The 21,436-nt window shown below is 57.3% G+C and carries 26 protein-coding genes; 13 read left to right on the top strand and 13 right to left on the bottom strand.

The genetic code is table 11. The annotated features are described in order from the left end of the window. Together ACRZ96_RS18375 and ACRZ96_RS18380 are read right to left on the bottom strand one after the other, a co-directional pair. A complete protein-coding gene (locus tag ACRZ96_RS18375; RefSeq protein ID WP_170395309.1) occupies window positions 1-963 on the bottom strand; it encodes a KpsF/GutQ family sugar-phosphate isomerase in 963 nt (320 codons plus the stop codon). Continuing rightward, the gene (locus ACRZ96_RS18380; RefSeq protein ID WP_480707575.1) at window positions 960-1,574 is read right to left on the bottom strand and encodes a ribonuclease D; all 615 of its coding nucleotides are present in this window, start codon (window positions 1,572-1,574) and stop codon (window positions 960-962) included. The genes ACRZ96_RS18375 and ACRZ96_RS18380 overlap by 4 nt, the downstream gene beginning before the upstream one ends. A 143-nt stretch (window positions 1,575-1,717) precedes the next feature. On the opposite strand from ACRZ96_RS18380, the gene ACRZ96_RS18385 reads away from it, so the two are divergent. The 7 genes from ACRZ96_RS18385 (at window position 1,718) to ACRZ96_RS18415 (ending at window position 8,598) form a co-directional block, all read left to right on the top strand. Next, window positions 1,718-3,037 (top strand): MFS transporter, encoded by a 1,320-nt coding sequence (locus ACRZ96_RS18385; protein ID WP_480707574.1) that lies wholly within the window; start codon window positions 1,718-1,720, stop codon window positions 3,035-3,037. 56 nt (window positions 3,038-3,093) lie between these two features. Further along, window positions 3,094-3,522, top strand: coding sequence for an Lrp/AsnC family transcriptional regulator (locus tag ACRZ96_RS18390; protein WP_480707573.1), 429 nt, complete (start codon window positions 3,094-3,096; stop codon window positions 3,520-3,522). A 72-nt stretch (window positions 3,523-3,594) separates the two neighbouring features. Beyond that, window positions 3,595-4,263, top strand: coding sequence for a lytic transglycosylase domain-containing protein (locus ACRZ96_RS18395; RefSeq protein WP_480814912.1), 669 nt, complete (start codon window positions 3,595-3,597; stop codon window positions 4,261-4,263). Window positions 4,264-4,272: 9 nt separating this feature from the next. Continuing rightward, window positions 4,273-6,360, top strand: a complete 2,088-nt coding sequence (flhA, locus tag ACRZ96_RS18400) for a flagellar biosynthesis protein FlhA (RefSeq protein WP_480707571.1) — start codon at window positions 4,273-4,275, stop codon at window positions 6,358-6,360. Next, window positions 6,357-7,130 (top strand): flagellar biosynthetic protein FliR, encoded by a 774-nt coding sequence (locus tag ACRZ96_RS18405; RefSeq protein WP_480707570.1) that lies wholly within the window; start codon window positions 6,357-6,359, stop codon window positions 7,128-7,130. Before flhA ends, ACRZ96_RS18405 begins: the two co-directional genes overlap by 4 nt. Beyond that, entirely contained in the window at window positions 7,127-8,215 is a 1,089-nt protein-coding gene (gene flhB, locus ACRZ96_RS18410; RefSeq protein ID WP_480814913.1) for a flagellar type III secretion system protein FlhB, read from the top strand. Before ACRZ96_RS18405 ends, flhB begins: the two co-directional genes overlap by 4 nt. Before the next feature lie 23 nt (window positions 8,216-8,238). Then, window positions 8,239-8,598 (top strand): hypothetical protein, encoded by a 360-nt coding sequence (locus tag ACRZ96_RS18415; RefSeq protein WP_480437394.1) that lies wholly within the window; start codon window positions 8,239-8,241, stop codon window positions 8,596-8,598. An 11-nt stretch (window positions 8,599-8,609) separates the two neighbouring features. Here the strand turns inward: ACRZ96_RS18415 and ACRZ96_RS18420 are convergent, their stop codons facing one another. The 9 genes from ACRZ96_RS18420 to ACRZ96_RS18460 are packed head-to-tail and all read right to left on the bottom strand — an operon-like array spanning window position 8,610 to window position 13,140. Next, a complete protein-coding gene (locus ACRZ96_RS18420; RefSeq protein WP_170408681.1) occupies window positions 8,610-9,104 on the bottom strand; it encodes a flagellar basal body-associated FliL family protein in 495 nt (164 codons plus the stop codon). A gap of 11 nt (window positions 9,105-9,115) precedes the next feature. Beyond that, a complete protein-coding gene (flgH, locus tag ACRZ96_RS18425; RefSeq protein ID WP_480707597.1) occupies window positions 9,116-9,847 on the bottom strand; it encodes a flagellar basal body L-ring protein FlgH in 732 nt (243 codons plus the stop codon). Next, window positions 9,847-10,260 (bottom strand): flagellar basal body P-ring formation chaperone FlgA, encoded by a 414-nt coding sequence (gene flgA / locus ACRZ96_RS18430; protein WP_480571223.1) that lies wholly within the window; start codon window positions 10,258-10,260, stop codon window positions 9,847-9,849. Before flgA ends, flgH begins: the two co-directional genes overlap by 1 nt. Beyond that, window positions 10,260-11,045, bottom strand: coding sequence for a flagellar basal-body rod protein FlgG (flgG, locus tag ACRZ96_RS18435; protein ID WP_170408683.1), 786 nt, complete (start codon window positions 11,043-11,045; stop codon window positions 10,260-10,262). Before flgG ends, flgA begins: the two co-directional genes overlap by 1 nt. A 21-nt stretch (window positions 11,046-11,066) precedes the next feature. Continuing rightward, on the bottom strand, window positions 11,067-11,777 hold the full coding sequence (locus tag ACRZ96_RS18440) for a flagellar hook-basal body complex protein (RefSeq protein ID WP_480814914.1): 711 nt from the start codon (window positions 11,775-11,777) through the stop codon (window positions 11,067-11,069). After that, on the bottom strand, window positions 11,777-12,049 hold the full coding sequence (locus ACRZ96_RS18445) for a flagellar biosynthetic protein FliQ (protein WP_170395271.1): 273 nt from the start codon (window positions 12,047-12,049) through the stop codon (window positions 11,777-11,779). Before ACRZ96_RS18445 ends, ACRZ96_RS18440 begins: the two co-directional genes overlap by 1 nt. A gap of 3 nt (window positions 12,050-12,052) precedes the next feature. Continuing rightward, entirely contained in the window at window positions 12,053-12,343 is a 291-nt protein-coding gene (gene fliE, locus ACRZ96_RS18450) for a flagellar hook-basal body complex protein FliE (RefSeq protein WP_480707568.1), read from the bottom strand. A 12-nt stretch (window positions 12,344-12,355) separates the two neighbouring features. Then, window positions 12,356-12,742 (bottom strand): flagellar basal body rod protein FlgC, encoded by a 387-nt coding sequence (gene flgC / locus ACRZ96_RS18455; RefSeq protein ID WP_480707567.1) that lies wholly within the window; start codon window positions 12,740-12,742, stop codon window positions 12,356-12,358. 11 nt (window positions 12,743-12,753) lie between these two features. Further along, entirely contained in the window at window positions 12,754-13,140 is a 387-nt protein-coding gene (locus ACRZ96_RS18460) for a FlgB family protein (protein ID WP_480707566.1), read from the bottom strand. Window positions 13,141-13,247: 107 nt separating this feature from the next. Here ACRZ96_RS18460 and ACRZ96_RS18465 point away from each other — a divergent pair, with 107 nt between their 5' ends. The 6 genes from ACRZ96_RS18465 to ACRZ96_RS18490 all read left to right on the top strand — a co-directional run bounded on the left by ACRZ96_RS18465 (window position 13,248) and on the right by ACRZ96_RS18490 (window position 20,476). Continuing rightward, the gene (locus ACRZ96_RS18465; protein WP_480707596.1) at window positions 13,248-14,573 is read left to right on the top strand and encodes a FliI/YscN family ATPase; all 1,326 of its coding nucleotides are present in this window, start codon (window positions 13,248-13,250) and stop codon (window positions 14,571-14,573) included. Between the two features lie 83 nt (window positions 14,574-14,656). Continuing rightward, window positions 14,657-15,496, top strand: a complete 840-nt coding sequence (locus tag ACRZ96_RS18470; RefSeq protein ID WP_480707565.1) for a flagellar motor protein MotB — start codon at window positions 14,657-14,659, stop codon at window positions 15,494-15,496. Between the two features lie 98 nt (window positions 15,497-15,594). Further along, window positions 15,595-16,890, top strand: a complete 1,296-nt coding sequence (locus ACRZ96_RS18475) for a flagellar hook protein FlgE (protein WP_255611994.1) — start codon at window positions 15,595-15,597, stop codon at window positions 16,888-16,890. A 33-nt stretch (window positions 16,891-16,923) separates the two neighbouring features. Continuing rightward, complete coding sequence (gene flgK, locus ACRZ96_RS18480; protein WP_480814915.1) at window positions 16,924-18,375, top strand: flagellar hook-associated protein FlgK; 1,452 nt, start codon at window positions 16,924-16,926, stop codon at window positions 18,373-18,375. A 2-nt stretch (window positions 18,376-18,377) separates the two neighbouring features. Next, complete coding sequence (locus ACRZ96_RS18485; protein WP_480814916.1) at window positions 18,378-19,385, top strand: flagellin; 1,008 nt, start codon at window positions 18,378-18,380, stop codon at window positions 19,383-19,385. After that, on the top strand, window positions 19,382-20,476 hold the full coding sequence (locus tag ACRZ96_RS18490) for a flagellar basal body P-ring protein FlgI (protein WP_480707562.1): 1,095 nt from the start codon (window positions 19,382-19,384) through the stop codon (window positions 20,474-20,476). Before ACRZ96_RS18485 ends, ACRZ96_RS18490 begins: the two co-directional genes overlap by 4 nt. 38 nt (window positions 20,477-20,514) lie before the next feature. On the opposite strand, the gene ACRZ96_RS18495 is transcribed toward ACRZ96_RS18490, so the two are convergent. Both ACRZ96_RS18495 and ACRZ96_RS18500 read right to left on the bottom strand, forming a co-directional pair. Beyond that, entirely contained in the window at window positions 20,515-21,159 is a 645-nt protein-coding gene (locus ACRZ96_RS18495; protein WP_170395244.1) for a DUF1523 family protein, read from the bottom strand. A gap of 10 nt (window positions 21,160-21,169) precedes the next feature. Continuing rightward, on the bottom strand, window positions 21,170-21,436 hold the full coding sequence (locus tag ACRZ96_RS18500; RefSeq protein WP_170395242.1) for a hypothetical protein: 267 nt from the start codon (window positions 21,434-21,436) through the stop codon (window positions 21,170-21,172).

Consider the following 21,436-nt stretch of genomic DNA (forward strand, 5'->3'; position numbering starts at 1 on the left):
CTAACCCAATCCTACACGCAGACAGTCATGTATGTGCAGCAGACCCAAGGCTGGGCCATTTGTGTCAGGATCAACCACAAAGAGTGACGTGATCTTGCGATCGTTCATGATTGCAACCGCCTCCTCCGCCATAGCACTTGGCGCAATGGTCATTGGATTTTCGGTCATCACCTCTTCGGTGTTTTTGCTCAATAGCCCGTCCATGTTCCTGCGCAGGTCGCCATCGGTCACAATACCCAGCAAACGACCTGCCTGATCAGTGACTCCCACAACACCAAAGCTCTTCTGACTCATGACCAGCAGCGCCTCGCTCATCGGGGTGCCAGCGGTCACCAAGGGCAAATCTTCATGCATCAGATCACGCACAGTAGACAGTTGCGCCCCCAACTTTCCACCGGGGTGGTAAGCGCGGAAATCTTCGGGTTTGAAATCCCGGTACTTCATCAGCGCAATCGCCAGCGCGTCGCCCATCGCCAGTGTCAGCGTCGTCGAGATTGAAGGCACCATCCCAAAACCACAGGCCTCTCCCAGCGACGGGATCAGCAGATGCACATCCGCCTGTTTCATCAAGGTGCTTTCCGGCTTGCTCGACAACCCGATCAGCGGAATTCCAAAGCGACGCGTAAAGGCCAGCAAGTTCGCCAGTTCCGGCGCTTCACCTGAGTTCGAGATCGCAAGGACCACATCGCCTTTCGAGACCATGCCCAAATCACCATGGCTGGCTTCGGCGGGATGGACAAAATAGGCGGGCGTACCAGTGCTGGCCAGAGTCGCCGCGATCTTGTGGCCAATATGGCCGGATTTGCCGATACCACTGATAATGATGCGGCCAGTGGCCTGCAGGATCAGTTGCACGGCTTCGGCGAAATGCTCGTCCAAGCTTTCGGCAAGGACCTCCAATGCGCGGGCTTCGTCGGTAACGACCTGCCGGGCGGTTCTGAGGAATGCTTCGGTGTCAGTCATGAGTGCGCAAAAATATCAGTTTCGGGCCAGCCTGCGAGGTCAAGCTTCGCACGCATTGGCAAGAAGTCAAAACACGCCTGCGCCATTTCGGTGCGGCCTTCGCGGGCCAGACGTCCGTCCAGTGCATCCCGCAGTTGGTGCAGGTACAAAACATCCGATGCCGCATAGTCCAACTGGGCATCAGTCAGCGTTTCAGCGCCCCAATCGCTCATCTGCTGCTGCTTCGAGATATCGACGCCAATCAGTTCCTGACACAGGTTCTTAAGACCATGACGATCAGTATAGGTGCGCACCAACCGGCTGGCGATCTTGGTGCAATAGACCGGGGCGGCCAAAGCGCCGAAGGTGTGATACATCGCAGCAATATCGAAGCGGCCAAAGTGGAACAGCTTCAAAACATTCGGGTTTTCCAGCATCGCACAGAGGTTCGGCGCCTGCGTCTGCCCAATCTCGACCTGAACGATATGGCTGTTGCCGTCCCCTCCTGACATCTGGATTACGCACAGGCGATCTCGATGCGGGTTCAACCCCATGGTTTCACAGTCAATGGCCACGATGGGGCCCAAATCCAACCCGTCCGGCAGGTCATTTTTATACAGATGGTTCGCCACGGAATTGTCCTTTGTGCGCTTTCGGCCCCGAGATAGGCGGTTTGGCCCGCAAACTCAACGCCGTCCTTGGAAAAGCGGCACCCTTGACCTTATGGCCAACACGAGAACTATGGATGCGACACCGCGATTGAGAAATTCCGACAATGCTCAGCATCCTGAGAAACCGCACTTACAGACATCTGCTGGCCGCGCAGATCGTGGCGCTGACCGGAACCGGGCTGGCGACGGTTGCCTTGGGGCTGTTAGCCTTTGATCTGGCCGGAGAGGCCGCCGGGATGGTCCTTGGTACCGCTCTTACGATCAAAATGATCGCCTATGTCACCGTTGCCCCGCTTGCTGCTGCCTTTGCCGAGCAGCTGGATCGTCGCCGGATGCTGGTCGCACTGGATCTGGTGCGCGCTGTGGTTGCGCTCTGCCTGCCTTTCGTGTCCGAAATCTGGCAGGTCTACGTGCTGATCTTTGTGCTGCAATCCGCCTCAGCCGGATTTACACCCGCGTTTCAGGCCACCATCCCGGATGTGCTGACCAACGAACAGGACTATACCAAAGCCCTGTCCCTGTCGCGGCTGGCTTACGATCTGGAAAGCCTGTTGAGCCCAATGCTGGCTGCCACCTTGCTGCTGTTCGTCAGTTTCGACAGCCTGTTTCTGGGCACCTGTATCGGTTTTGTCGCCTCGGCCCTGCTTGTAGTGTCTGCAACCCTACCCTCACCCAAACCAACCCAGCCGCGCGGCATCTACGACCGCACCACGCGCGGCATACGGATTTACCTTAAGACCCCGCGCCTGCGCGGCCTGCTGGCGCTGAGTTGGAGCGCGGCCGCGCTCAGTTCGATGGTCATCGTCAACACGGTCGTGATCGTGCGCGGCGATCTTGGTCTTTCTGAAAGCGCCGTTGCCGTCGCGCTGGCCGGGTTCGGCGGCGGTTCGATGCTCGCGGCATTTGCACTGCCACGCCTTCTTGATCACATTCCAGAGCGTCGCGTCATGCTGGGTGGCGCATCATTGGCGACGGGCACCATGGCGGTGGCAGCGCTGCTATCTGTCACTCTGCCGATGACATTAGGTTTGCTGACAACGACATGGCTATTGATTGGTTTTGGGTATTCCAGCATGCTGACGCCTTCGGGCCGCCTGCTGACCCGATCCGCCCACCCCGAAGATCGACCCGCCGTGTTTGCCGCACAGTTCACTCTGTCTCATGCTTGCTGGCTGGTGCTTTATCCCCTGGCCGGGTGGCTGATGACCCGATTTGGCGCAACTGTGGCGATGGCCGGAATGGTAACTGCCGCGATTCTGGGTCTGGTTCTTGTGCTCATTGCCTGGCCACGGCGCGAAGACAATGCGGTGGTTCACGGCCATCCTGACCTCCCGCAGGATCACCCCCACCTGTCTGGGCCAAAACCTCATGCGCATCCGATTGTCATTGATGAACTGCATCCCCGTTATCCGCACCAGCCTTGAGCCCGGGCACCAAACTGCCCTAAACCGGGACTATACCGCCTGAATCCGGAGCCGTAATGGACCAGCTTGATCGACGCATCATCGCCGCCTTACAGCACAATGCGCGCGACTCGACGACCCGCATTGCAACAACACTTGGCGTCGCACGGACAACGGTGCATGAACGCATCAATCGAATGGAAGAGCGGGGCGTCATCGCTGGTTACTCGGTCGTCCTGCACGAAACCGAAGATACGCCACGCGTTCAGATCATCGTTCTGCTTGAAGTGCAGCAGAAAGAAACCACACGTATCATCAAGCGGCTTGAAGCTTATCCCGAGGTCAAATTGTGTTTGTCAATCAATGGCGAATTTGACCTGCTGCTTTCCGCCGAAGCGCCACGGATCGAAGACCTCGACATTCTGGTCGATGAACTTGCGCGCATCCCTGGCGTGTCGCGCACCAACACCAGCGTGGTCTTCGGTCGAAAGATTGATCGAAACTAAGGCACGCTAACTCTCTGTAAACAGGTAACTGGATAGCTTGGCCCGGACTGATCAGAATCCCGGACCGGCAGAATGCCAATTCAAAACCTCCTGATTGCGGCGCTTATGTTTTTGGCGCAGGCCGCAGACGCGGCGACAACGGCAGCTCTTTGTGACCGCGCAGCGCAACGGGCTGCGCTGGCCGAAGACGTTCCGCTCGATGTTCTAAAGGCAATTGCCCGCGTTGAAACAGGCCGCACGCTGGACGGGGTTCTGGAACCCTGGCCATGGACCGTCAATCGTGAAGGACAGGGATATTGGTTTGCCTCCGAGGTTGAGGCAAAGTCTTACGTGTTCGACATCTTCAAATCCGGTGTACGCAGCTTTGACGTCGGTTGCTTTCAGATCAACTATCGCTGGCACGGTAAGGCTTTTCGCTCGATCGACGCGATGTTCGATCCGGATGAAAACGCAACCTATGCAGCACGGTTTCTGGCCCAGCTTTATGCGGAACTTGGATCATGGCCTGCCGCTGTCGGGGCCTACCACTCGCGCAAGCAGCACCTTGCGGCCTCATATTCTGACCGTTTTCAGACCGTCCTGGCGCAACTGGATGGCTCGGGCACAGCCCACGAACGCGATCCATTCACCGCATCTGCCAGCCCACTCATCCCGCTGAACGCTCATCCGGTCGGCCAGAACGCGCTGGGGTCACTGGTTCCCGAAACCTCTACAGCCACCGCCTTTATCGCTTTCAATTAGGAGCAGATAGTGCCCCGTATCGATCCCCGCACCTTGTTCTCTCCGACCATACTGCTGGCGCTGGCGCTGATGGCGGTCATCGTGATGATGATCCTGCCCATGCCAGCCTGGGTACTGGACGTGGGGCTGGCGGCATCCTTTGCGCTGGCGATTCTGATCTTCACATTGACGCTGTTCATCGAACGGCCACTGGATTTCTCATCCTTCCCGACGATCCTGCTGGCCTCACTGATGTTGCGCTTGTCGCTTAACGTGTCCTCAACCAAGCTGATCATCGGTCAGGGGCACACCGGCACCAACGCCGCTGGTGACGTGATCGAAGGTTTCGCCCAGTTTGTCATGGGCGGCAGCATCTTTCTGGGCCTTGTGGTGTTTGGCGTTCTGCTGATCGTGAACTTCATGGTCATCACAAAGGGTGCGGCCCGCATGGCCGAAGTGGGTGCCCGGTTCGCGCTGGACGGGATGCCAGGCAAACAGTTGGCCATCGACAGTGACATGTCGGCTGGAGCCATCGATCACCAGCAAGCCAAAGAACGGCGCGAGCGCGAGCAGCAGGAAACCACCTTTTTTGGTTCGCTCGACGGCGCGTCGAAATTCGTCAAAGGCGATGCGATTGCCGGGTTGCTGATCACACTTCTCAACCTCGTGATGGGATTGGTCATGGGGGTCATCGTGCATGGGATGCCGGTATCGTCCGCCTTCGAAACCTATGCAATCCTGACCGTTGGGGACGGGTTGGTATCGCAGATACCAGCAGTGATCATCTCGATTGCGTCCGCCTTGCTGTTGGCGCGTGGCGGTACGCAGGGTGCAACCGACAATGCGATCTTCTCGCAGCTTGGACGCCACCCGGCGGCGTTGGGCACCGTAGCGGTTCTGATGGTGCTGTTCGCCCTGGTGCCCGGTTTGCCGTTCTTACCGTTCATTCTTGGGGCGGGGGTGCTGGGCTATGCGGCTTATTCAGGCCTCAGACAACGCAACGCCAGCGAGGCAGAGGCTCAGACCCCCGAGGCCGAGTCTGATACTCCGGTCTCGCAGGCTATCGGTGATATCCTGGACCTCGACGACGTTCACTTGGAATTCGCCCCTGATCTGGTCAGCATGGTGCTGAACCCCGGTACCGGCCTTGACGCGCGGATCGCCAACATGCGGACCTATGTCGCCTCAAGCTTTGGGCTTATCCTGCCCGAAATTCGATTGACTGACCGCGCCGATCTTCCGACCGGAACTTATGTGATCAAAGTACAAGGGGTCGAACAGGCGCGTGGTGTTCTGAATTCTGAACTCGTGCTCGCACTGGTACAGGACGGGCACGACTTTCTACCTGATGGCACCGATGTGACCGAACCCGTCTACGGTGCCCCGGCGCGCTGGATATTGCCCAAGGACCAGGAGGTCGCCGCACTGAATGGGGCCACCATCGTCACCCCTCCTGAAATTCTGGCAACCCATCTGCTGGAGATCATCAAACAGAATTTCTCGCGCCTTTTGACCCTGAAATCCCTTCGCCGCCTGCTGTCCGAGATGACGCGGCTCAGCGATCCGACCCGAGCCGAAGCCAACCGCAAAATGCTGGACGAATTGATCCCAGACAAGGTGCCGATCGACACACTGCATGCTGTTCTGCGGCTGTTGCTAGACGAACGGGTCTCGATCCGAAACATGGCGCTGATCCTTGAAAGCATGGCCGAAGCACGATTGACCACCACCCAGCCCGAAGGGATCTGCGAACTGGTCCGCCAGCGGCTGGGCTTTCAACTGGTTGCCGACATGAAGCGCGAGGACGGCTCGATCCCTCTGATCCAACTCGCGCCGGAATGGGAGGACACATTTGCCACCTACCAGATCGACGCCGCGAACGCAGGTATCGACGTGGCACTACCGCCCAACCTGTTCAATAAGCTGGCCGATGGAGTTGTCGATAGCGTCGCAAAATCAGCAGATCACGGGTTGTTCCCGGCGGTCGTAACCACGACCCGCCGACGCAGATTGCTCAGGACCATTATGCACGCGCGCGGCGTCGCCAACCCCGTCCTGTCTTTTGAAGAGATCGGGCTTGAGGCGCGCCCCGCCTTGGTCGGAACGGTGCCCGCGTGATCTCAGTCCCGTCAGAGCTTTTGCCACATCTGGGGCAAAACCTGTGGCATCTGTTCGCCGTATTTCTTCGTGTGTCCGCATTGGTTTCGCTGCTACCGGCCTTTGGTGAACGCAGCGTCCCTGTGCGGGTCAAACTGGGCGTGGCAGTTGCTTTCACAATGATTGTCATTCCCGCCATACCCGCATCGGGTGTTATGCCGGGCTTTCACAAAATGATTGGATTAATCACCATCGAAGTCTTGATCGGTCTTATGCTCGGCATCGGGTTGCGCCTTTTTGTCCTTGCATTACAAACTGCAGGTTCAATCGCGGCGCAAGCGACATCCTTGTCTCAGATCCTGGGCGGAGCGGCCGCAGAACCTGTCCCGGCGATGGGGTATCTGCTGACGCTGGCCGGCTTGGCGCTGGCGGTATTGCTTGGCCTTCATATCCGTGCAGCGCAGTTCATGATCCACAGCTATATGCTGTTTCCGATGGGCGCGCTTCCAACTGCGCCTGATCTGTCGCAATGGGGCGTTGCGCAAGTCGCCCGCAGCTTTGGACTGGCCTTTGCGCTGGCGACGCCCTTTGTCATCGCATCGCTGATCTACAACCTCGCACTGGGCGTAATTAACCGCGCCATGCCGCGGCTCATGGTCGCTTTTGTCGGTGCCCCAGCAATCACTTTCGCAGGCCTTTTCCTGCTTTTCGCCGGGGCACCATTGATCTTGGCAACCTGGTCTGACGCTTTGTTCACCTTTCTCCAGAACCCGCTTGGAGGGCTGCGATGAGCGCATCAGACGACGACAGTGATAAGTCATTTGAGGCGACCCCGCAAAAGCTGGAAAAAGCCCGCAAACAAGGCGAGGTGGCGAAGTCCAATGATCTGTCGGTTGTGGCTGCATACATGGGACTGCTCGTCGCACTTTTGCTCACGGGGCAATTCACGGCAGAGCATCTGGGGACTGTGTTCGTGGTCTTGATCGACCAATCAGATCAATTCGCAAGCTTGCTGACCGTCGGACCCGCGACATCCACCGTCGCTGGGATTCTGAGATCAACTATGGCACCAATCGCCGCGTTGTTTATCGTACCGGCAGTCGCGGTGTTGCTCAGCCTGATCGCCCAGCGCGCACTGATCTTCGCGCCGGAAAAGCTGAAACCACGCGGTTCACGCATCTCGATCGTCTCAAACGCAAAGAACAAGTTTGGCAGGGGCGGGTTGTTCGAATTCGCCAAGAGCTTTGTTAAATTGTTGATCTATGGAACATGCCTGACCCTATTTTTACACGTCCACCTGCCAGAGATTCTGACAGCTAGTGCAGCCGCTCCGAGATCCTCAATTCTGTTGATGATGAACTTACTAAGCCAATTTCTGTTTATCGCCATAATGATCGCGCTGGCGATCGGCGTGATCGACTATCTGTGGCAACATGCCGAACACCTTCGCAAAAACAGAATGTCACGCAAAGAAATTCAGGATGAAACCAAGGATTCCGAGGGTGATCCGCACGTCAAACAGCAGCGTCGCCAACGCGCGCAGGACATAGCAACCAATCAGATGATGGCGGATGTGCCCAAGGCCGATGTGGTGATCGTCAACCCGACGCATTATGCGGTGGCGCTGAAATGGTCGCGTGCAAGTGGCAGCGCTCCGGTTTGCGTCGCCAAAGGAGTAGATGAAATCGCGGCAACAATCAGGGCCACGGCCGGAGACGCAGGCATTCCTATTCATTCCGATCCACCAACAGCACGCGCATTGCACGCGACCGTCGGGATCGGACAGGAAATTACCGAAGAATACTACCGACCCGTTGCAGCTGCTATTCGGTTTGCCGAAGCCATGCGCAAACGAGCGAAGGGTCAGGTCGGATGACGCAAGATCGCATGGGCAACCTTTTGACCGTCGCCGAAGCTGTTTATCAACGGGAACACCAAAAATTGCACCCTTTGTTGCAGCGCGAAGCCCAGTTGCTTCAGCAATTGACGCGTCTGGATTCTCAATTAGCCGAAGTAAAATCGACGAGTTCACAGTCGGATGGCTATCAGGTCACCGGCGCAGACCTGTTGTGGCACGGCTGGGAATCTTTGACACGGCGCAACCTGAACACCGAGTTGGCGCGCCTGCGATCACAAAAGCTTGCGGCAATGGAAGAATTGCGTGGGGCATTTGGGCGCAAACTGGCCGTTGCCGATCTGTCGCGCCGCCTGCAGGAACACAAGCGACGCGTGCGACAATCTAAAGCTCAGGAATCGTAACCCCAACCCGTTCAGGTATCCTGTCGGCTGACACTCATGATCAGAACTTGCGAGACATCTTCGCCCAGATCCTTTCTCGCAACCTCCAGCAACGCATTGCGCAAAGCCGTCAGGTTGTCTGACCGCGTGAATGCGCCGTCAAACCCGCCGATATTGGCGTGATCAAACAGAACTTGCAGAAACCGGTCCCTTAATTTTGGCTCGATCTCATAAAACGCTTCGGCAATCCCCGGCCTCACCTCAAGGCTGAGGGACATGGTGACGAGCGCCGATATCTCGTCCTCGGAAACCACGGGGACCACGAACTGTTTGGTGAGTTTCAAATACTCATGTGTTTCTGATTGATCATCTTTGCCGGGTTTAGTTTTGTTTTTCTTGTCTTCATTGGGTTTTTGCCCAGCCTCCGCAAGATCTTCAGCTTCCCCGGACGGGGACAATAGGATCCGGGCGCCCGCACCGGCAGCCAGGCCGAAAACCAGAAAAACGATCGGTAGTAGTTTTCCCATCAGAGCGGCCCTCAGAACGGTAGCAAGGTATCAAGTATCTGTTGTCCATAGCGTGGTTGCTGCACATCCGTGATCTGCCCGCGGCCACCATAAGACACCCGCGCTGACGCGATCTTGTCATAGGTGATTTCATTCTGGCGCGAGATATCTTCGGGGCGGACATAGCCCGAGACCAGCAGTTCCCGAAGTTCGAAATTCACCCGCAGTTCTTGCGATCCAGAAATCGAAAGCACACCGTTTGGCAACACGTCGACGACCGTTGCCGCCACGCGCAAGGTCAATTTTTCTTTGCGTTTGACCGATCCCTTGCCTTTGCTGACCGAAGCCGAGTCAATTGAAACGGCATCATCAAGTGAGGCCCCTTCAGGTAGTCGTTCACCTGCGCGCTGAGGAAGGCCGAAGAGTTCCGGCACCGCAAGACTTTCTGACCCGGCCCGCGACCGGTTGGTGTCGTTGGATATTTCGGCCTTTTCATCCAGCTCGATCACGACTGTCAGAATATCCCCTTTTTTCATCGCCCGTTGATCACCAAGCAAGGAATGCTGACCGCCACTCCACAATGATGACTGATCAACGGTTCGCTGAGGCTGGCTGTGCAAAGGTAGTCCGGGCCACAGCATCGCAACATGCTCAGGCGATTCCGTGTTTGGTGTCAGGCTGGGCGGCTTGCCAAGGTGGTCCAATCGTCCACACGCCGCAACACTCAGAACGACAAGTAGCAGGGGTTTCGAAAGGCTCGGCATCATTTAACCTCAATTTGTCCATCGGGACGGATTACGCCCGTTACTGTTGTGCGAGACGCCAGATTCATGACACGGATACGCTCGCCTGCTGCGCCCCGGCCCAACGCGCGGCCTTCGGCAGTGATCGATAGCGCGACGTGATCGAACACCAGCGTCACCAGATCGTTTCGGTCCACGATCGCAGGCGGACCGACATCGGCAGGGCGGATTGGCCGACCTGGATAAAGCGCAACACGTGCCTCCTGACCGATAAGATCCTCTGGCCTACGAACCGCCCCATTGACCTCAGTGGTTTTGATTTCGAGGTCGGATGAGACAATGACCTCTTTGGCGCGGATCGTGCGGGTCGGCACAACGATCTCGGCCAAGCTTGGCATCGGCATCATGCATAGTATGAGGGTTAACAGGCGCATCACCGCACCTGCGTGGTCGCGCCCATCATCTGGTCGACGGCGGAAATAACTTTGGCGTTCATTTCGTAGCCACGCTGCGCTTCGATCAGTTCCGTGACCTCGCGCACCGCATCGACAGAGCTGTCCTCAAGATAGCCCTGCCGCAATGTGCCCAGCCCATCTTCGCCCGGGGTGCCGACCACCGGTGCACCCGAGGCTTCGGTTTCCTTGAAGAGGTTGCTACCAATGGCCTCAAGACCCTTGGCGTTCGAGAAGCTGGCCAGCGTAAACTCGCCCAGCAACTGCCCCTCGGCCGTATCATCGAAATAGGCATAGACCTCACCCGCCGCATTGATCGAGATCGATCTGGCATCGTCTGGAATGGTAATTTCAGGGGCAACGGCAAAGCCATCAGAAGTTACGATCAGACCTTCGGCCGAACGTTTCAGGCTTCCGTCTCGGGTAAAGGCGGATTGGCCATTCGGCATGGTGACTTCAAGGTAACCTCGCCCTTCGATGGCGATATCCAGATCACTGCCTGTTGCCGAGAGCCCACCCTGTTGCAGCTGTACGGTGACGGCGGCAGGGCGCACGCCCAACCCAAGCTGAATACCTGTCGGAAGGACCGTTCCATCCGAGGCATTGACCGCCCCGGCGCGCGCCATCTGTTGATAGTGCAGATCGGCAAACTCGGCCCGGCGGGTGTTGTAGCCGGTTGTATTCATATTCGCGAGGTTGTTTGAAATTGTCTCAACCCGCATCTGCTGTGCGGTCATGCCCGTAGCCGCGATCTTCAATGCTCGCATGTCGTATTCTCCTTCCGGTAATCAGCGCATCAATGCCTTAAGCGCCCCGCGAACCCGTTCGTCTTCGGCCTCAAGAAAACTCTGCCCGAGCTCGTAGGCCCGCTGAATTTCAATCATCCGGATCACCTGACCAATGGCATTGACATTCGATCCTTCGAGAAACCGATGCAGCACGACCGGCTCGTCCACCGGGTCCACCTGCCCGCCTGCACGGAAATGTGTGCTTCCTTCGCGCACCAGGTTTTCGGGATCGGCGACGTTGTAGACACCGATCTGGCTCAGAAGTTGTCCATCGACGCTCATCGTGCCGTCGCTGCCAACATCGATCGTTGCGGCGTCGGGCGGGACAAAGACCGACGCGCCATTGCTGTCCAGAACCCGGTGCCCGTCCATCGTCACCAGATCGCCCTCAGCATTGAGTGAGAAACTGCCGGAACGCGTCAGGCGGTTCCCAGCGGGCGTTTCGATCATAAAGAACCCGTCCCCTTCGATGGCAAAGTCGAAGGACCCGCCTGTCTCGGTCAGCACACCTTGTTGCAGAGAAGTGTTTCGAACCTGCGCACGGCTGAGCGATAGTGAAGGGTTGCCCGGCATATCCCGGACGAATTCGGAGAACACCAGCCCCTGCTGACGATACCCGGTCGTGTTGGCATTGGCGATATTGTTGGCCACCATTCGCATCTCATCCATGAGACCGGATTGGCGGGACAAGGTGACATAAGTGGTGTCCATCAGCGACCTCCGGCAATAAGCGGGACCAATGTCCCGGTAAAAAACGTAACAAGGGTCTGGGTCATGAAGCCCATCGACATCCAGAACACGACCACGATTGCAATCAGCTTAGGCACGAAGGTCAGGGTCATCTCCTGAACCGAGGTCAGCGCCTGAAACAAACCAACTGTAAGGCCCGAGATCAGCGCCACCGCCAGGATCGGAACCGACGTGATGACTGCAACCCAAAGCGCCTGGCGCACGATGTCGTAGAACAGACCTTCGCTCAGCATCGTTCAGACCGGCATCCGCAAGATTTCCTGATAGGCTTCAACGACTTTGTTCCGAACAATCACAGCCGTTTCCACTGCCAACTCTGTCTGCGCCAGCGCCTGAACCAAAGCGTGCGGGTCGGCCTGCCCAACCATCGAAGATTGCGTGACTTGCTCGCTTTGTTCCAGCGTCGCCACGAAATCCTGAAACGAGGATCGCAGCCCTTGCGCTGTCCCCTGATGTCCGGGGTCGGCCTGCGTTGCAGGGCGCGCACCCGTATAGTTCTGTGCGGCGGTAAGTGAGCGAACATCCATTCTGGTATTCCTTTATTTTCGGAGTAGATCCATCAGACTTGATGACATCTGCCGGGTCTGGTCGAACATCTTGAGGTTGGCTTCATAGCTGCGCTGTGCCTCTCGGGCGTCTGCTATTTCGATCATCAGATCGACGTTTGATCCTCTGTAATGGCCAGTCTCATCAGCCATAGGGTGGCCAGGATCATAAATTCGGCTCAGGTCGCGACGATCGAGTTTGACGCGCCCCGCCTGAACCATCTCTTTTCCGTCCCGTTCGACTGTCTCAAACGGGACTATCTTACGCCGGTATCCCGGCGTATCGGCGTTCGAGATGTTCTCGGACACATGACGCAACCGCGCTGCTTGCGCACGCAGTGCGCTAGCCGACGCGTCCAACGAGTAGGAAAAATCGCTCATCGTGAAACCCCCTATGCCCGGCCCAGACTCGTGCGCAGCACACCGATTGAAGACTTGTAGATCGCTAATGCCCGGTCATGTTGTCGCTTTACCTCGACAGCTTTCAGCATCTCTTCTTCCAATGAAACACCATTGCCATTCGGATCGCTCGAAGCCGCGACCGTGAATTCAGCCCAAGGCTGAGCGCGCACATCACCATTCAGATGACCCGTCCGAGTCGCGGTCATCGCGACCTCTCGGCTCGTGTTTTCAATCGCTGTCTGGAAGGCTTCAATATCGCGGGGCTTGTATCCCGGCGTATCCGCGTTGGCCATGTTGCGCGCAACAACCGCTTGCCGTTGTCCGGCATGGGTTGCCATTGCGTACGCAGTCTTAAAGACGTTCAGGTCATTGAACATCGGGGCTTCTCCCTCGATCAATTTCAATCAAGGCTTAACCCCGATTCCTTTAGAAACCGTTTTCAACAAATCTATTTGGAGGACCTGCGATGGCCGATCTCGATCCGATGCGTCTGAAATGCGAATTCGATAGGATGTCGGCGGTACACCATATCGGGCGTGTGACCGGTGTTGCGCGCGGCGTGGTTGAAATCGATGGTCTGACCGCCCAAGCCCGGATCGGGGATCATCTGACGCTGCGCCGACAAAAAGGCCCGGACCTGCCGGGCGAGGTCCTGCATGTCGAATCAGGCGCGATCCATATGCTGCCAGCCTCCGCACCCGATGGCGTAAGCCTGGGGGATCAGGTCTCTCTCAACCAGATGCCTACCTTTGCGCCCGGAATGCATTGGCTTGGGCGGGTGATCGATCCGTTTGGCAAACCTCTGGACGGCAAGCCCCTGCTGCCTGGCACGCTTGAACGTGACCTTATGCAGGCCCCGCCAACTGCGGTATCGCGCAAGCCGCTGGGCGGTCGTATGGAAACCGGGTTGGCCATCCTCAACACGATGCTGCCCATTGTCCAAGGTCAGCGAATCGGCCTGTTCGCTGGTTCAGGCGTTGGCAAATCAACACTTCTGGCGACGCTTGCCCGCTCAGTCCAGGCGGATGCTGTGGTCGTTGCATTGGTGGGCGAACGCGGGCGCGAAGTGAATGAGTTTGTCGAGAACGCCCTGGGTGCCGAAGGTCTGAAACGATCCGTCGTCGTGGCCGCAACCTCGGATCAATCGGCCCTGATACGCAGACGGTGCGCATGGTCGGCCATGTCGGTGGCGGAATACCTGCGGGATCAAGGGTTAAACGTTTTGTTTCTGACCGATTCAGTTACCCGCTTTGCCGAAGCGCACCGCGAGATTGCCGCCGCAATGGGTGAAGCCCCATCGCTACGTGGCTACCCGCCATCGGTCACGCCGCTGATTGCAAACCTGTGCGAACGGGCGGGTCCCGGAACTCCCGATCAAGGTGACATCACCGCAGTCTTCAGTGTTCTTGTCGCGGGTTCTGACATGGACGAGCCCATTGCGGACATTCTGCGCGGCGTCTTGGACGGACATGTCGTGCTGAGCCGAGACATCGCCGAACGCGGGCGCTTCCCGGCCATTGACCTCAGCCGATCCGTATCACGCAGCCTACCAGGTGCGGCGACCGCGGATGAGAACCAGTTGATTACAGAAACCCGCAAGCTGGTCGGCAGTTATGAGCAATCTGAGGTGATGATCAAAGCCGGCCTCTATGCCGAAGGAACAGATCCTTTGTTGGATCGCGCCGTCCGGGTCCACGAAGAGCTAGATAGCTTTTTTGCGAAGGCCGATCCCGATGGTATCGAAAACAGCTTCAATCGATTATCTCTGATTTTGAGGCGCGCTGGTGTAAACCCGGTGTCGCAGTCTTAGAATTCAGAACAGTTTTAAGTGTTAAGACCACCTTAACACCTGCCCTGCTAGGCCAGTAAGCGGGTGAATAGAAGGTGGTGGAGATGGGTGCGCAATCCAATGCGGCGCCAATCATCATCAAGAAGAAACGTGTATCGGGTGGCGATGCTCACCACGGTGGTGCGTGGAAGGTCGCTTATGCGGACTTTGTCACTGCCATGATGGCGTTCTTCATGTTGATGTGGCTGCTGAATGCAACGACCGAGACGCAACGCAAGGGTCTGGCGGATTATTTTTCGCCTACGATTCCGGTCAATCCGGTCTCGGGCGGTGGTGATGGTGCCTTCGGCGGTGACAACATGTTTTCGGAAAAAACCATGGTTATGGATGGATCAGGTGCCAGCAATCGGAACCCCACCGAGGCAAAACAGGCGCGCGGATCAACCGGCGTGGATGCGAAAGGCGGCGGTAAGGGTGCGTTCGAAGATTTCTCGTCGCTCGAGGCGCAGTTGCTGGGGCGCGCTGGGGAAAGCCTTGTTTCCGATAAGATGCGCAAGCACATCGTGACCCGCGTCACCGACGAAGGGCTGGTGGTCGAGCTGTTCGCCACTGAGGGACAACCGTTGTTCGAATCGGGGACAGACACGCCAACCCAAATGATGCGCGCGCTGACACTTTTGGTAGCGCGGTCTTCTGATCTGGTGACAAACGCAATCGCGGTTGAAGGGCATGTGCGGTCTGCGCCCGTCGTGTTGGCGAATAACCCGGTCTGGGATCTGTCGACCGCGCGGGCGCAAAGCACCCGCCAACTGCTGCAGAACAAAGGCATCCAGCCACAGCGGTTGGACCGCGTGACTGGGCACGCGGACCGAGAGCTTTCGGATAAAAACCCCATGGCGGTACGCAATAATCGGATTGAGATCATCTTTTTACGCAACCCTTAGCGGGTAAAGGATAGACAGCATTTTAGCTGTTAGCCGGCTGTTAAGGGCCAGTGCGGTACGTGTTGCATCAACGAATGACGCAACAAAAGGGCGTACCGATGACCATATCCTCTTCGCTGAATGCCGGTGTGGCAGCGTTGAAGGCCAACGCCAACAGGCTGGCCACGATCTCTGACAACATCGCCAATTCATCGACATTTGGCTATAAAAGGGTCGAGACCGACTTTCACTCCATGGTCACGTCTGGTCAGGGCGGCAGCTATTCGGCAGGCGGGGTCAGAACCACCAGCCAACGCCTGATAGATCAGCGCGGATCGCTGGTAACCACCAACAATTCAACCGATCTGGCCGTGCGCGGTAGAGGCATGCTGCCTGTCCGTCCCAGTTCGCAGATCGCGTCAGGTTCAAATGAGATGCTGCTGACCACGACAGGCTCATTCCGCACCAATGAGGAGGGGTATCTGGTCACACAATCCGGCCTTGTACTTCTTGGCTGGCGTGCCAACCCAGATGGCTCGATCCCCAGCGTCCCGAGGGATACGCCTGCCGCTCTGGAACCCATTCAGCTAAGCGTTAATCAACTTTCGGGCGCCCCCACAACATCCATGAACCTGCGGATGAACCTGCCTGCAACAGCGACCGACGCCGGTGCTCCGGGTGACACGCAGCCCTTGTCGGTCGAGTATTTTGACAATTTGGGCAAGTCTGAAAGCGTCGATATCGAATTGGTCCCCACCGTTCCTGCAACCGGCAGCAGCAATGAATGGACCATGACATTGCGCGATTCAGCCTCGGGCGGCGCTGTCATCGGAGAATATACCCTGACCTTCACCGATAGCCGTACAGCCGGTGGTACACTAGCCAGCGTCACCGCCGTGACCGGCGGTGCCTATGACCCGGCAAACGGCAGCGTTGTCGTCAACGTCGCCGGCGGACCAATGGAGATCAACATCGGCCAGATCGGCGATGCGGACGGCATTACACAGCTTTCCGATACCTTTGCTCCGGTTTCGATCACACGCGATGGTTCGGCCGTTGGCACGATGACAAGCGTACAGGTTGATGAGAACGGCTATGTCTATGCTTTCTATGATACTGGGGTCAGTCGCCGGATGTTCCAGATTCCACTGGCCGATGTGCCGAATCCAAACGGCCTGACGGCACTGGACAGTCAGACCTATGCCCCCTCGCGTGACAGCGGTACCTTCTTCTTGTGGAACGCAGGCGAGGGGCCGACGGGCGATCTTGTGTCTTTTGCACGCGAGGAATCGACCACCGATGTCGCCACCGAGTTGACTTCAATGATCCAGACCCAGCGGGCCTATTCCTCAAGCGCCAAGGTCATTCAGACTGTGGATGAGATGCTGCAGGAAACCACCAATATCAAACGCTGACATGATGATTGATCAACGAAAGGGATGCGTCCGATGAATATGTCGACAGCACTGAACAACGCTCTGGGCGGGCTGAGCGCAGCCAGCCGTGGTGCGGCGGTGGTTTCAGGAAACATCGCCAACGCGTTGACCCCGGGATATGCCCGCAGATCGCTTGAACTGGCGACCAGCACAGTTTCCGGTAATGGCGTTCGTGTCGTTGGTATCACTCGGCACCAGGATCCGGTACTGATCGCAAACCGCCGTGCGACCGATGCAGACCTGATGGCAGCCAAAACCGTGGCGCAATTTCATTCAAGTTACGAGAAACTGTTGGGGGCAGCCGACGATGCCACTTCGATCTCGTCCAGACTGGCCCAATTCGAAAGCAGCCTGATTACAGCTGCAAGCCTGCCCGGCTCAGCCCAACGGCTGGATCAGGCCGCCCGTGCAGGCGGTACATTGAGCACAGCGCTCAATACAGCGTCCGAAGGGGTGCGGCAAATGCGATCCGATGCGGATCGCACGATAGGCAAACAGGTCGATACGCTGAATCAGACTCTGAAAGACATCGAGAAACTGAATGCTCGTATCCCCGCTGTCCGCAATTCGGGCGGTGATATTGGCGCGCTGTTGGATCATCGTCAGATTCTGGTCGATCAAGTCAACGAGTTGGTGCCTGTCAACGCGATCGCGCGCGATAATGATCAGATTTCCCTCTATTCCGATGGCGGGTTGATCCTGCTGGAAGGAACCGCGGCCGAGTTTTCGTTCTCGACCACAGGCGATACCATGCCGCATATGACCGTTGGCAACGGGTTGTTGTCCGGGCTCGAGATCAACGGCCGACCCGTTCGCGTGAGCGGAGAGTTCGCCCAAATCCGAGGCGGCGCATTGATGGCCCAGTTCTCGGTCCGCGACGAACTGACCGTCGAAACGCAAGCCGATCTGGACGCCGTCGCCCGCGACCTGATCGAGCGCTTTGAAACCACCGGGTTGGACCCGACCGCTGCCGCGACCGATCCGGGCGTCTTCACGGATAACGGCAGCCGCTTTGATCCGGTTTCTGAAACCGGTCTTGCGTCGCGCATCTCACTAAATGTTGTGGTCGACCCGGATGCAGGGGGTGACAGCTGGAGATTACGCGCGGGTCTGGGGGCATTGACCCTCGGTGCGCCGGGTGATGCCAGCCAGTTGCAAGCTTTTGGGGCCGTTCTGACCGACTCGCGCCCGGCCCCCAGCGTGGGGTTTGGGACAGGCACGATGCGCGCGGCCGAGATCGCCGAGGCGTTGCTTTCCAAAGCCGGGGCAAACGCACACACAGCTGACCAGCGCAGCAGTTTTGCAGCAAACGCGCAGCTGGAGATGCAAAAAATCGTCGCGGAGCAAGGTGTTGACAGTGACGCGGAACTGCAGCGCTTGATGCAGATCGAGCAGGCCTATGCCGCAAACGCACGCATCGTCGCCGTCGTGGATGAACTGATGGATACCCTGTTGAGGTTATGAACATGACACTGAATTCGATCGGGGATCTGGCCCGCGGTCTTACCCTCAGAACTCGCAGCGCCGAGATCAAATCACAAATCGAAACACTGTCGTATGAGATGTCCACCGGCAAGGTGCAGGATATCTCGAGCCGTCTGGGTGGTGATTACTCGCACCTACTGGATCTAGATCGCAGCCTGGAACGGTTGGACGCGCTTTCCATCGCCACCGCCGAGGCGCGGCTATTCACGGACGCAATGCAATTGAGCCTGACAACGCTAAGCGGCTCGGTCGCCGAGATGTCAGCGTCGCTGCTATCATTCGGCACGGCGAACCAGACCGTGACACATGAACAAGCATCGGTTCAGGCACGAAATGAGCTCGACACAATGATCTCAGCCCTGAATACGCGGGCGGGAGGGCGCAGCCTGTATTCCGGAACGTCGACTGACGTCTCACCTCTGCCCTCCGCTGAAACATTATTGACAGCGCTGCAGGCCGAATTGACCGGACTGACCTCCCTAACAGATATCCAACAGGCCGCTGAGGATTGGTTCAACGACCCCGCCGGATTTGATGCGGTGATATATCAAGGTGGTACGGGCACCTTGGCTCCGATGCAGATTTCCGAGAACGAGCGGATCACGCTTCCGATCACTGCGACAGACCCCGCGCTCAAGGACGCTTTGCGCGATGTTGCGGTTGCGGCTCTGGCCACAAATGATGCGCTTGGATGGACGCCTGATCTACGAACCGCAATGTTCACGCAGCTTGGTGTTGAGCTGGCCAATACACAGGATGCGACGGTCAATTTGCGCGCCCAGGTCGGCGCGGCTGAGGCGCGTGTGGAGCAAGCCGCAACGCGCAACGCCGCCGCAAAGACCAGCGCTGAGCATGCGCGCAATGCGTTGATCGCTGCAGATCCCTATGAGACTGCGGCACAGTTGCAAACCGTGCAGTTCCAACTGGAGAGTCTGTATTCCGTGACCGTTCGCAATGCCAACCTGTCACTGGTGAATTTCTTAAGATGAAGATACTCGCATTCCTTTTGATAGTCTTACCGTGCATTGCCAATGCCGGGGCAATACGCCTGAAAGATCTGGTGGATTTCGACGGTGTCCGCGGCAATGATCTGGTTGGCTACGGCCTTGTGGTTGGCCTGAATGGCACCGGCGACGGCTTGCGCAATTCTCCGTTCACCGAAGAGATTATGTCCAACATTCTCGAACGGCTGGGTGTAAACGTGAATGGCGAAGATTTTCGCCCCAAAAACGTCGCCGCCGTTTTGGTCACCGCCACCCTACCACCCTTCGCGCGCGTCGGCGGTCAGATTGACGTCACCGTCTCTGCCATTGGAGATTCCAAAGGACTTCTTGGGGGGACATTGATCATGACACCCCTGAATGCAGCAGATGGTCAGATTTATGCCGTGGCGCAAGGGACAGTGCTAGCCGGAGGCGCTGCGGTTGAAGGCGAAGCAGCGTCGGTTGTAAGCGGGGTGCCGACATCGGGCGTCATACCCTCGGGCGCGCGTGTGGAGCGCGAGATCGATTTTCAGCTTGCTGATTTGACTCAATTCAGACTGGCGCTGAGAGAACCGGATTTCACGACCGCAAGCCGCATTGAGGCCGCCATCAACAGAGAATTCAACCGCGCCGTCGCACTCATGCGCGATTCCGGCACTGTGGAGTTGAGCATTGAGGCGACGCGGGCCGTATCAACCGCGCATGCGATTGGACGTATTGAAAACATACTGGTCGAACCCGAAAGCAAGGCCCGCGTCGTGGTGGATCAGAGATCCGGCACAATTGTTATGGGTCGGAACGTCAGGATTTCACGCGTCGCGGTATCGCAGGGCAACTTGACCCTCACAGTCGAGGAAGCCCCGATTGCTGTTCAGCCAAATCCGTTTGCGCGAGGCGAAACAGTCGTTGTTCCGCGCACCTACGCTGGGATCGAAGAGGAAGAAGGAACGGGGCTTGCAGAAATCCCCGAGGCAACCACCTTGTCCGAAGTGGTCGCCGGGTTGAACGCCTTGGGCGTGTCGCCACGCGATATGATCGACATCCTGAAAACCATCAAAGCTGCCGGGGCACTTCATGCAGAGTTCATCGTGAGATGAGCAGTCAGACCACAGCGCACGCCTTTTGGTGTACCACTTTACTTGGATTTCCAACTGTCCAGCCAGCGGCGAAAGCCCTTGCGCTTTTCATCTATTGCATCACCAGCGGCGTAAAGACCATCTTCCATGTTCTCCAAAACAGGATCGATCTTCTTTTGCCGAAACCGCCGCCATCGAACCCAGATGGCCCAAACCAGCGCAGCAAACACAGTCAGGAAGACGATATTGAACCACGGGATGATGCGGACATCCGGCCCCTCGACATGCCGGATGAAAATTGCGTTGGGAAAAATCGACATGAACTCATTGCGCCAGCCGTAATGCGTTACGACCACCCAATCGGGGTTATCTTTGGTCGACTTGGCATCGTTGGCCTCGGTGTAAAGATTCGCAGTGTCGAACTTGAAATAAGGCGGCCAGCCCCAACCGGTGTCTTCGTTGCGATAGACAATGGGCTTCCCGTTGGCGCGTACGGCCTGAATGAACTGTACATCGCGGTTTGACAGGCTGGTGGATTGATCTTCAGGCTCGGACCAGAAAATTCGCGTCCAGTCCGTCAGGTCCTGACGTTCCTCATAGGTGTTGACGATCCGCACCACATCGTGCTGCGGTAGGGAATACTGCAAGATCACGGCGATCGTGCCCCAGAAGATGATAATGAACGCCCATTTCACATAGGCCATGCCTTAACCCTCACATGTAATTCACGATGTAGATCAGCGCGCCAATCGCCACCCAAGGTACAATATAGACACCCAAAATCAGTTTGCGCCGGAATGAGTTGTCGTAGACGTGCAAACCACGCGCAACAAACGCTTCTTTGTTACCGGTTTTGCCCTTTTCGTCCCACCACGTCTCCAACTTTCGCCGCCTAACTCCTCGCGAATAAAAGGACAGCGCGAAATAGGCAATCGTCTGGATCACCAGCAGGATCAGAAACAGGCGCATCGCTCCGAACAT

The organism is Ruegeria sp. CF1, from assembly GCF_056537445.1.

Excerpts from the sequence above, each read along its gene's own strand:
- ACRZ96_RS18375 (WP_170395309.1), bottom strand. The coding sequence starts at position 963 with ATGACTGACACCGAAGCATTCCTCAGAACCGCCCGGCAGGTCGTTACC.
- ACRZ96_RS18385 (WP_480707574.1), top strand. The coding sequence starts at position 1,718 with ATGCTCAGCATCCTGAGAAACCGCACTTACAGACATCTGCTGGCCGCG.
- ACRZ96_RS18390 (WP_480707573.1), top strand. The coding sequence starts at position 3,094 with ATGGACCAGCTTGATCGACGCATCATCGCCGCCTTACAGCACAATGCG.
- ACRZ96_RS18395 (WP_480814912.1), top strand. The coding sequence starts at position 3,595 with ATGCCAATTCAAAACCTCCTGATTGCGGCGCTTATGTTTTTGGCGCAG.
- flhB (WP_480814913.1), top strand. The coding sequence starts at position 7,127 with ATGAGCGCATCAGACGACGACAGTGATAAGTCATTTGAGGCGACCCCG.
- ACRZ96_RS18420 (WP_170408681.1), bottom strand. The coding sequence starts at position 9,104 with ATGGGAAAACTACTACCGATCGTTTTTCTGGTTTTCGGCCTGGCTGCC.
- flgH (WP_480707597.1), bottom strand. The coding sequence starts at position 9,847 with ATGCCGAGCCTTTCGAAACCCCTGCTACTTGTCGTTCTGAGTGTTGCG.
- flgA (WP_480571223.1), bottom strand. The coding sequence starts at position 10,260 with ATGCGCCTGTTAACCCTCATACTATGCATGATGCCGATGCCAAGCTTG.
- flgG (WP_170408683.1), bottom strand. The coding sequence starts at position 11,045 with ATGCGAGCATTGAAGATCGCGGCTACGGGCATGACCGCACAGCAGATG.
- ACRZ96_RS18440 (WP_480814914.1), bottom strand. The coding sequence starts at position 11,777 with ATGGACACCACTTATGTCACCTTGTCCCGCCAATCCGGTCTCATGGAT.
- ACRZ96_RS18445 (WP_170395271.1), bottom strand. The coding sequence starts at position 12,049 with ATGCTGAGCGAAGGTCTGTTCTACGACATCGTGCGCCAGGCGCTTTGG.
- fliE (WP_480707568.1), bottom strand. The coding sequence starts at position 12,343 with ATGGATGTTCGCTCACTTACCGCCGCACAGAACTATACGGGTGCGCGC.
- flgC (WP_480707567.1), bottom strand. The coding sequence starts at position 12,742 with ATGAGCGATTTTTCCTACTCGTTGGACGCGTCGGCTAGCGCACTGCGT.
- ACRZ96_RS18460 (WP_480707566.1), bottom strand. The coding sequence starts at position 13,140 with ATGTTCAATGACCTGAACGTCTTTAAGACTGCGTACGCAATGGCAACC.
- ACRZ96_RS18465 (WP_480707596.1), top strand. The coding sequence starts at position 13,248 with ATGCGTCTGAAATGCGAATTCGATAGGATGTCGGCGGTACACCATATC.
- ACRZ96_RS18470 (WP_480707565.1), top strand. The coding sequence starts at position 14,657 with ATGGGTGCGCAATCCAATGCGGCGCCAATCATCATCAAGAAGAAACGT.
- ACRZ96_RS18475 (WP_255611994.1), top strand. The coding sequence starts at position 15,595 with ATGACCATATCCTCTTCGCTGAATGCCGGTGTGGCAGCGTTGAAGGCC.
- flgK (WP_480814915.1), top strand. The coding sequence starts at position 16,924 with ATGAATATGTCGACAGCACTGAACAACGCTCTGGGCGGGCTGAGCGCA.
- ACRZ96_RS18485 (WP_480814916.1), top strand. The coding sequence starts at position 18,378 with ATGACACTGAATTCGATCGGGGATCTGGCCCGCGGTCTTACCCTCAGA.
- ACRZ96_RS18490 (WP_480707562.1), top strand. The coding sequence starts at position 19,382 with ATGAAGATACTCGCATTCCTTTTGATAGTCTTACCGTGCATTGCCAAT.
- ACRZ96_RS18495 (WP_170395244.1), bottom strand. The coding sequence starts at position 21,159 with ATGGCCTATGTGAAATGGGCGTTCATTATCATCTTCTGGGGCACGATC.
- ACRZ96_RS18500 (WP_170395242.1), bottom strand. The coding sequence starts at position 21,436 with ATGTTCGGAGCGATGCGCCTGTTTCTGATCCTGCTGGTGATCCAGACG.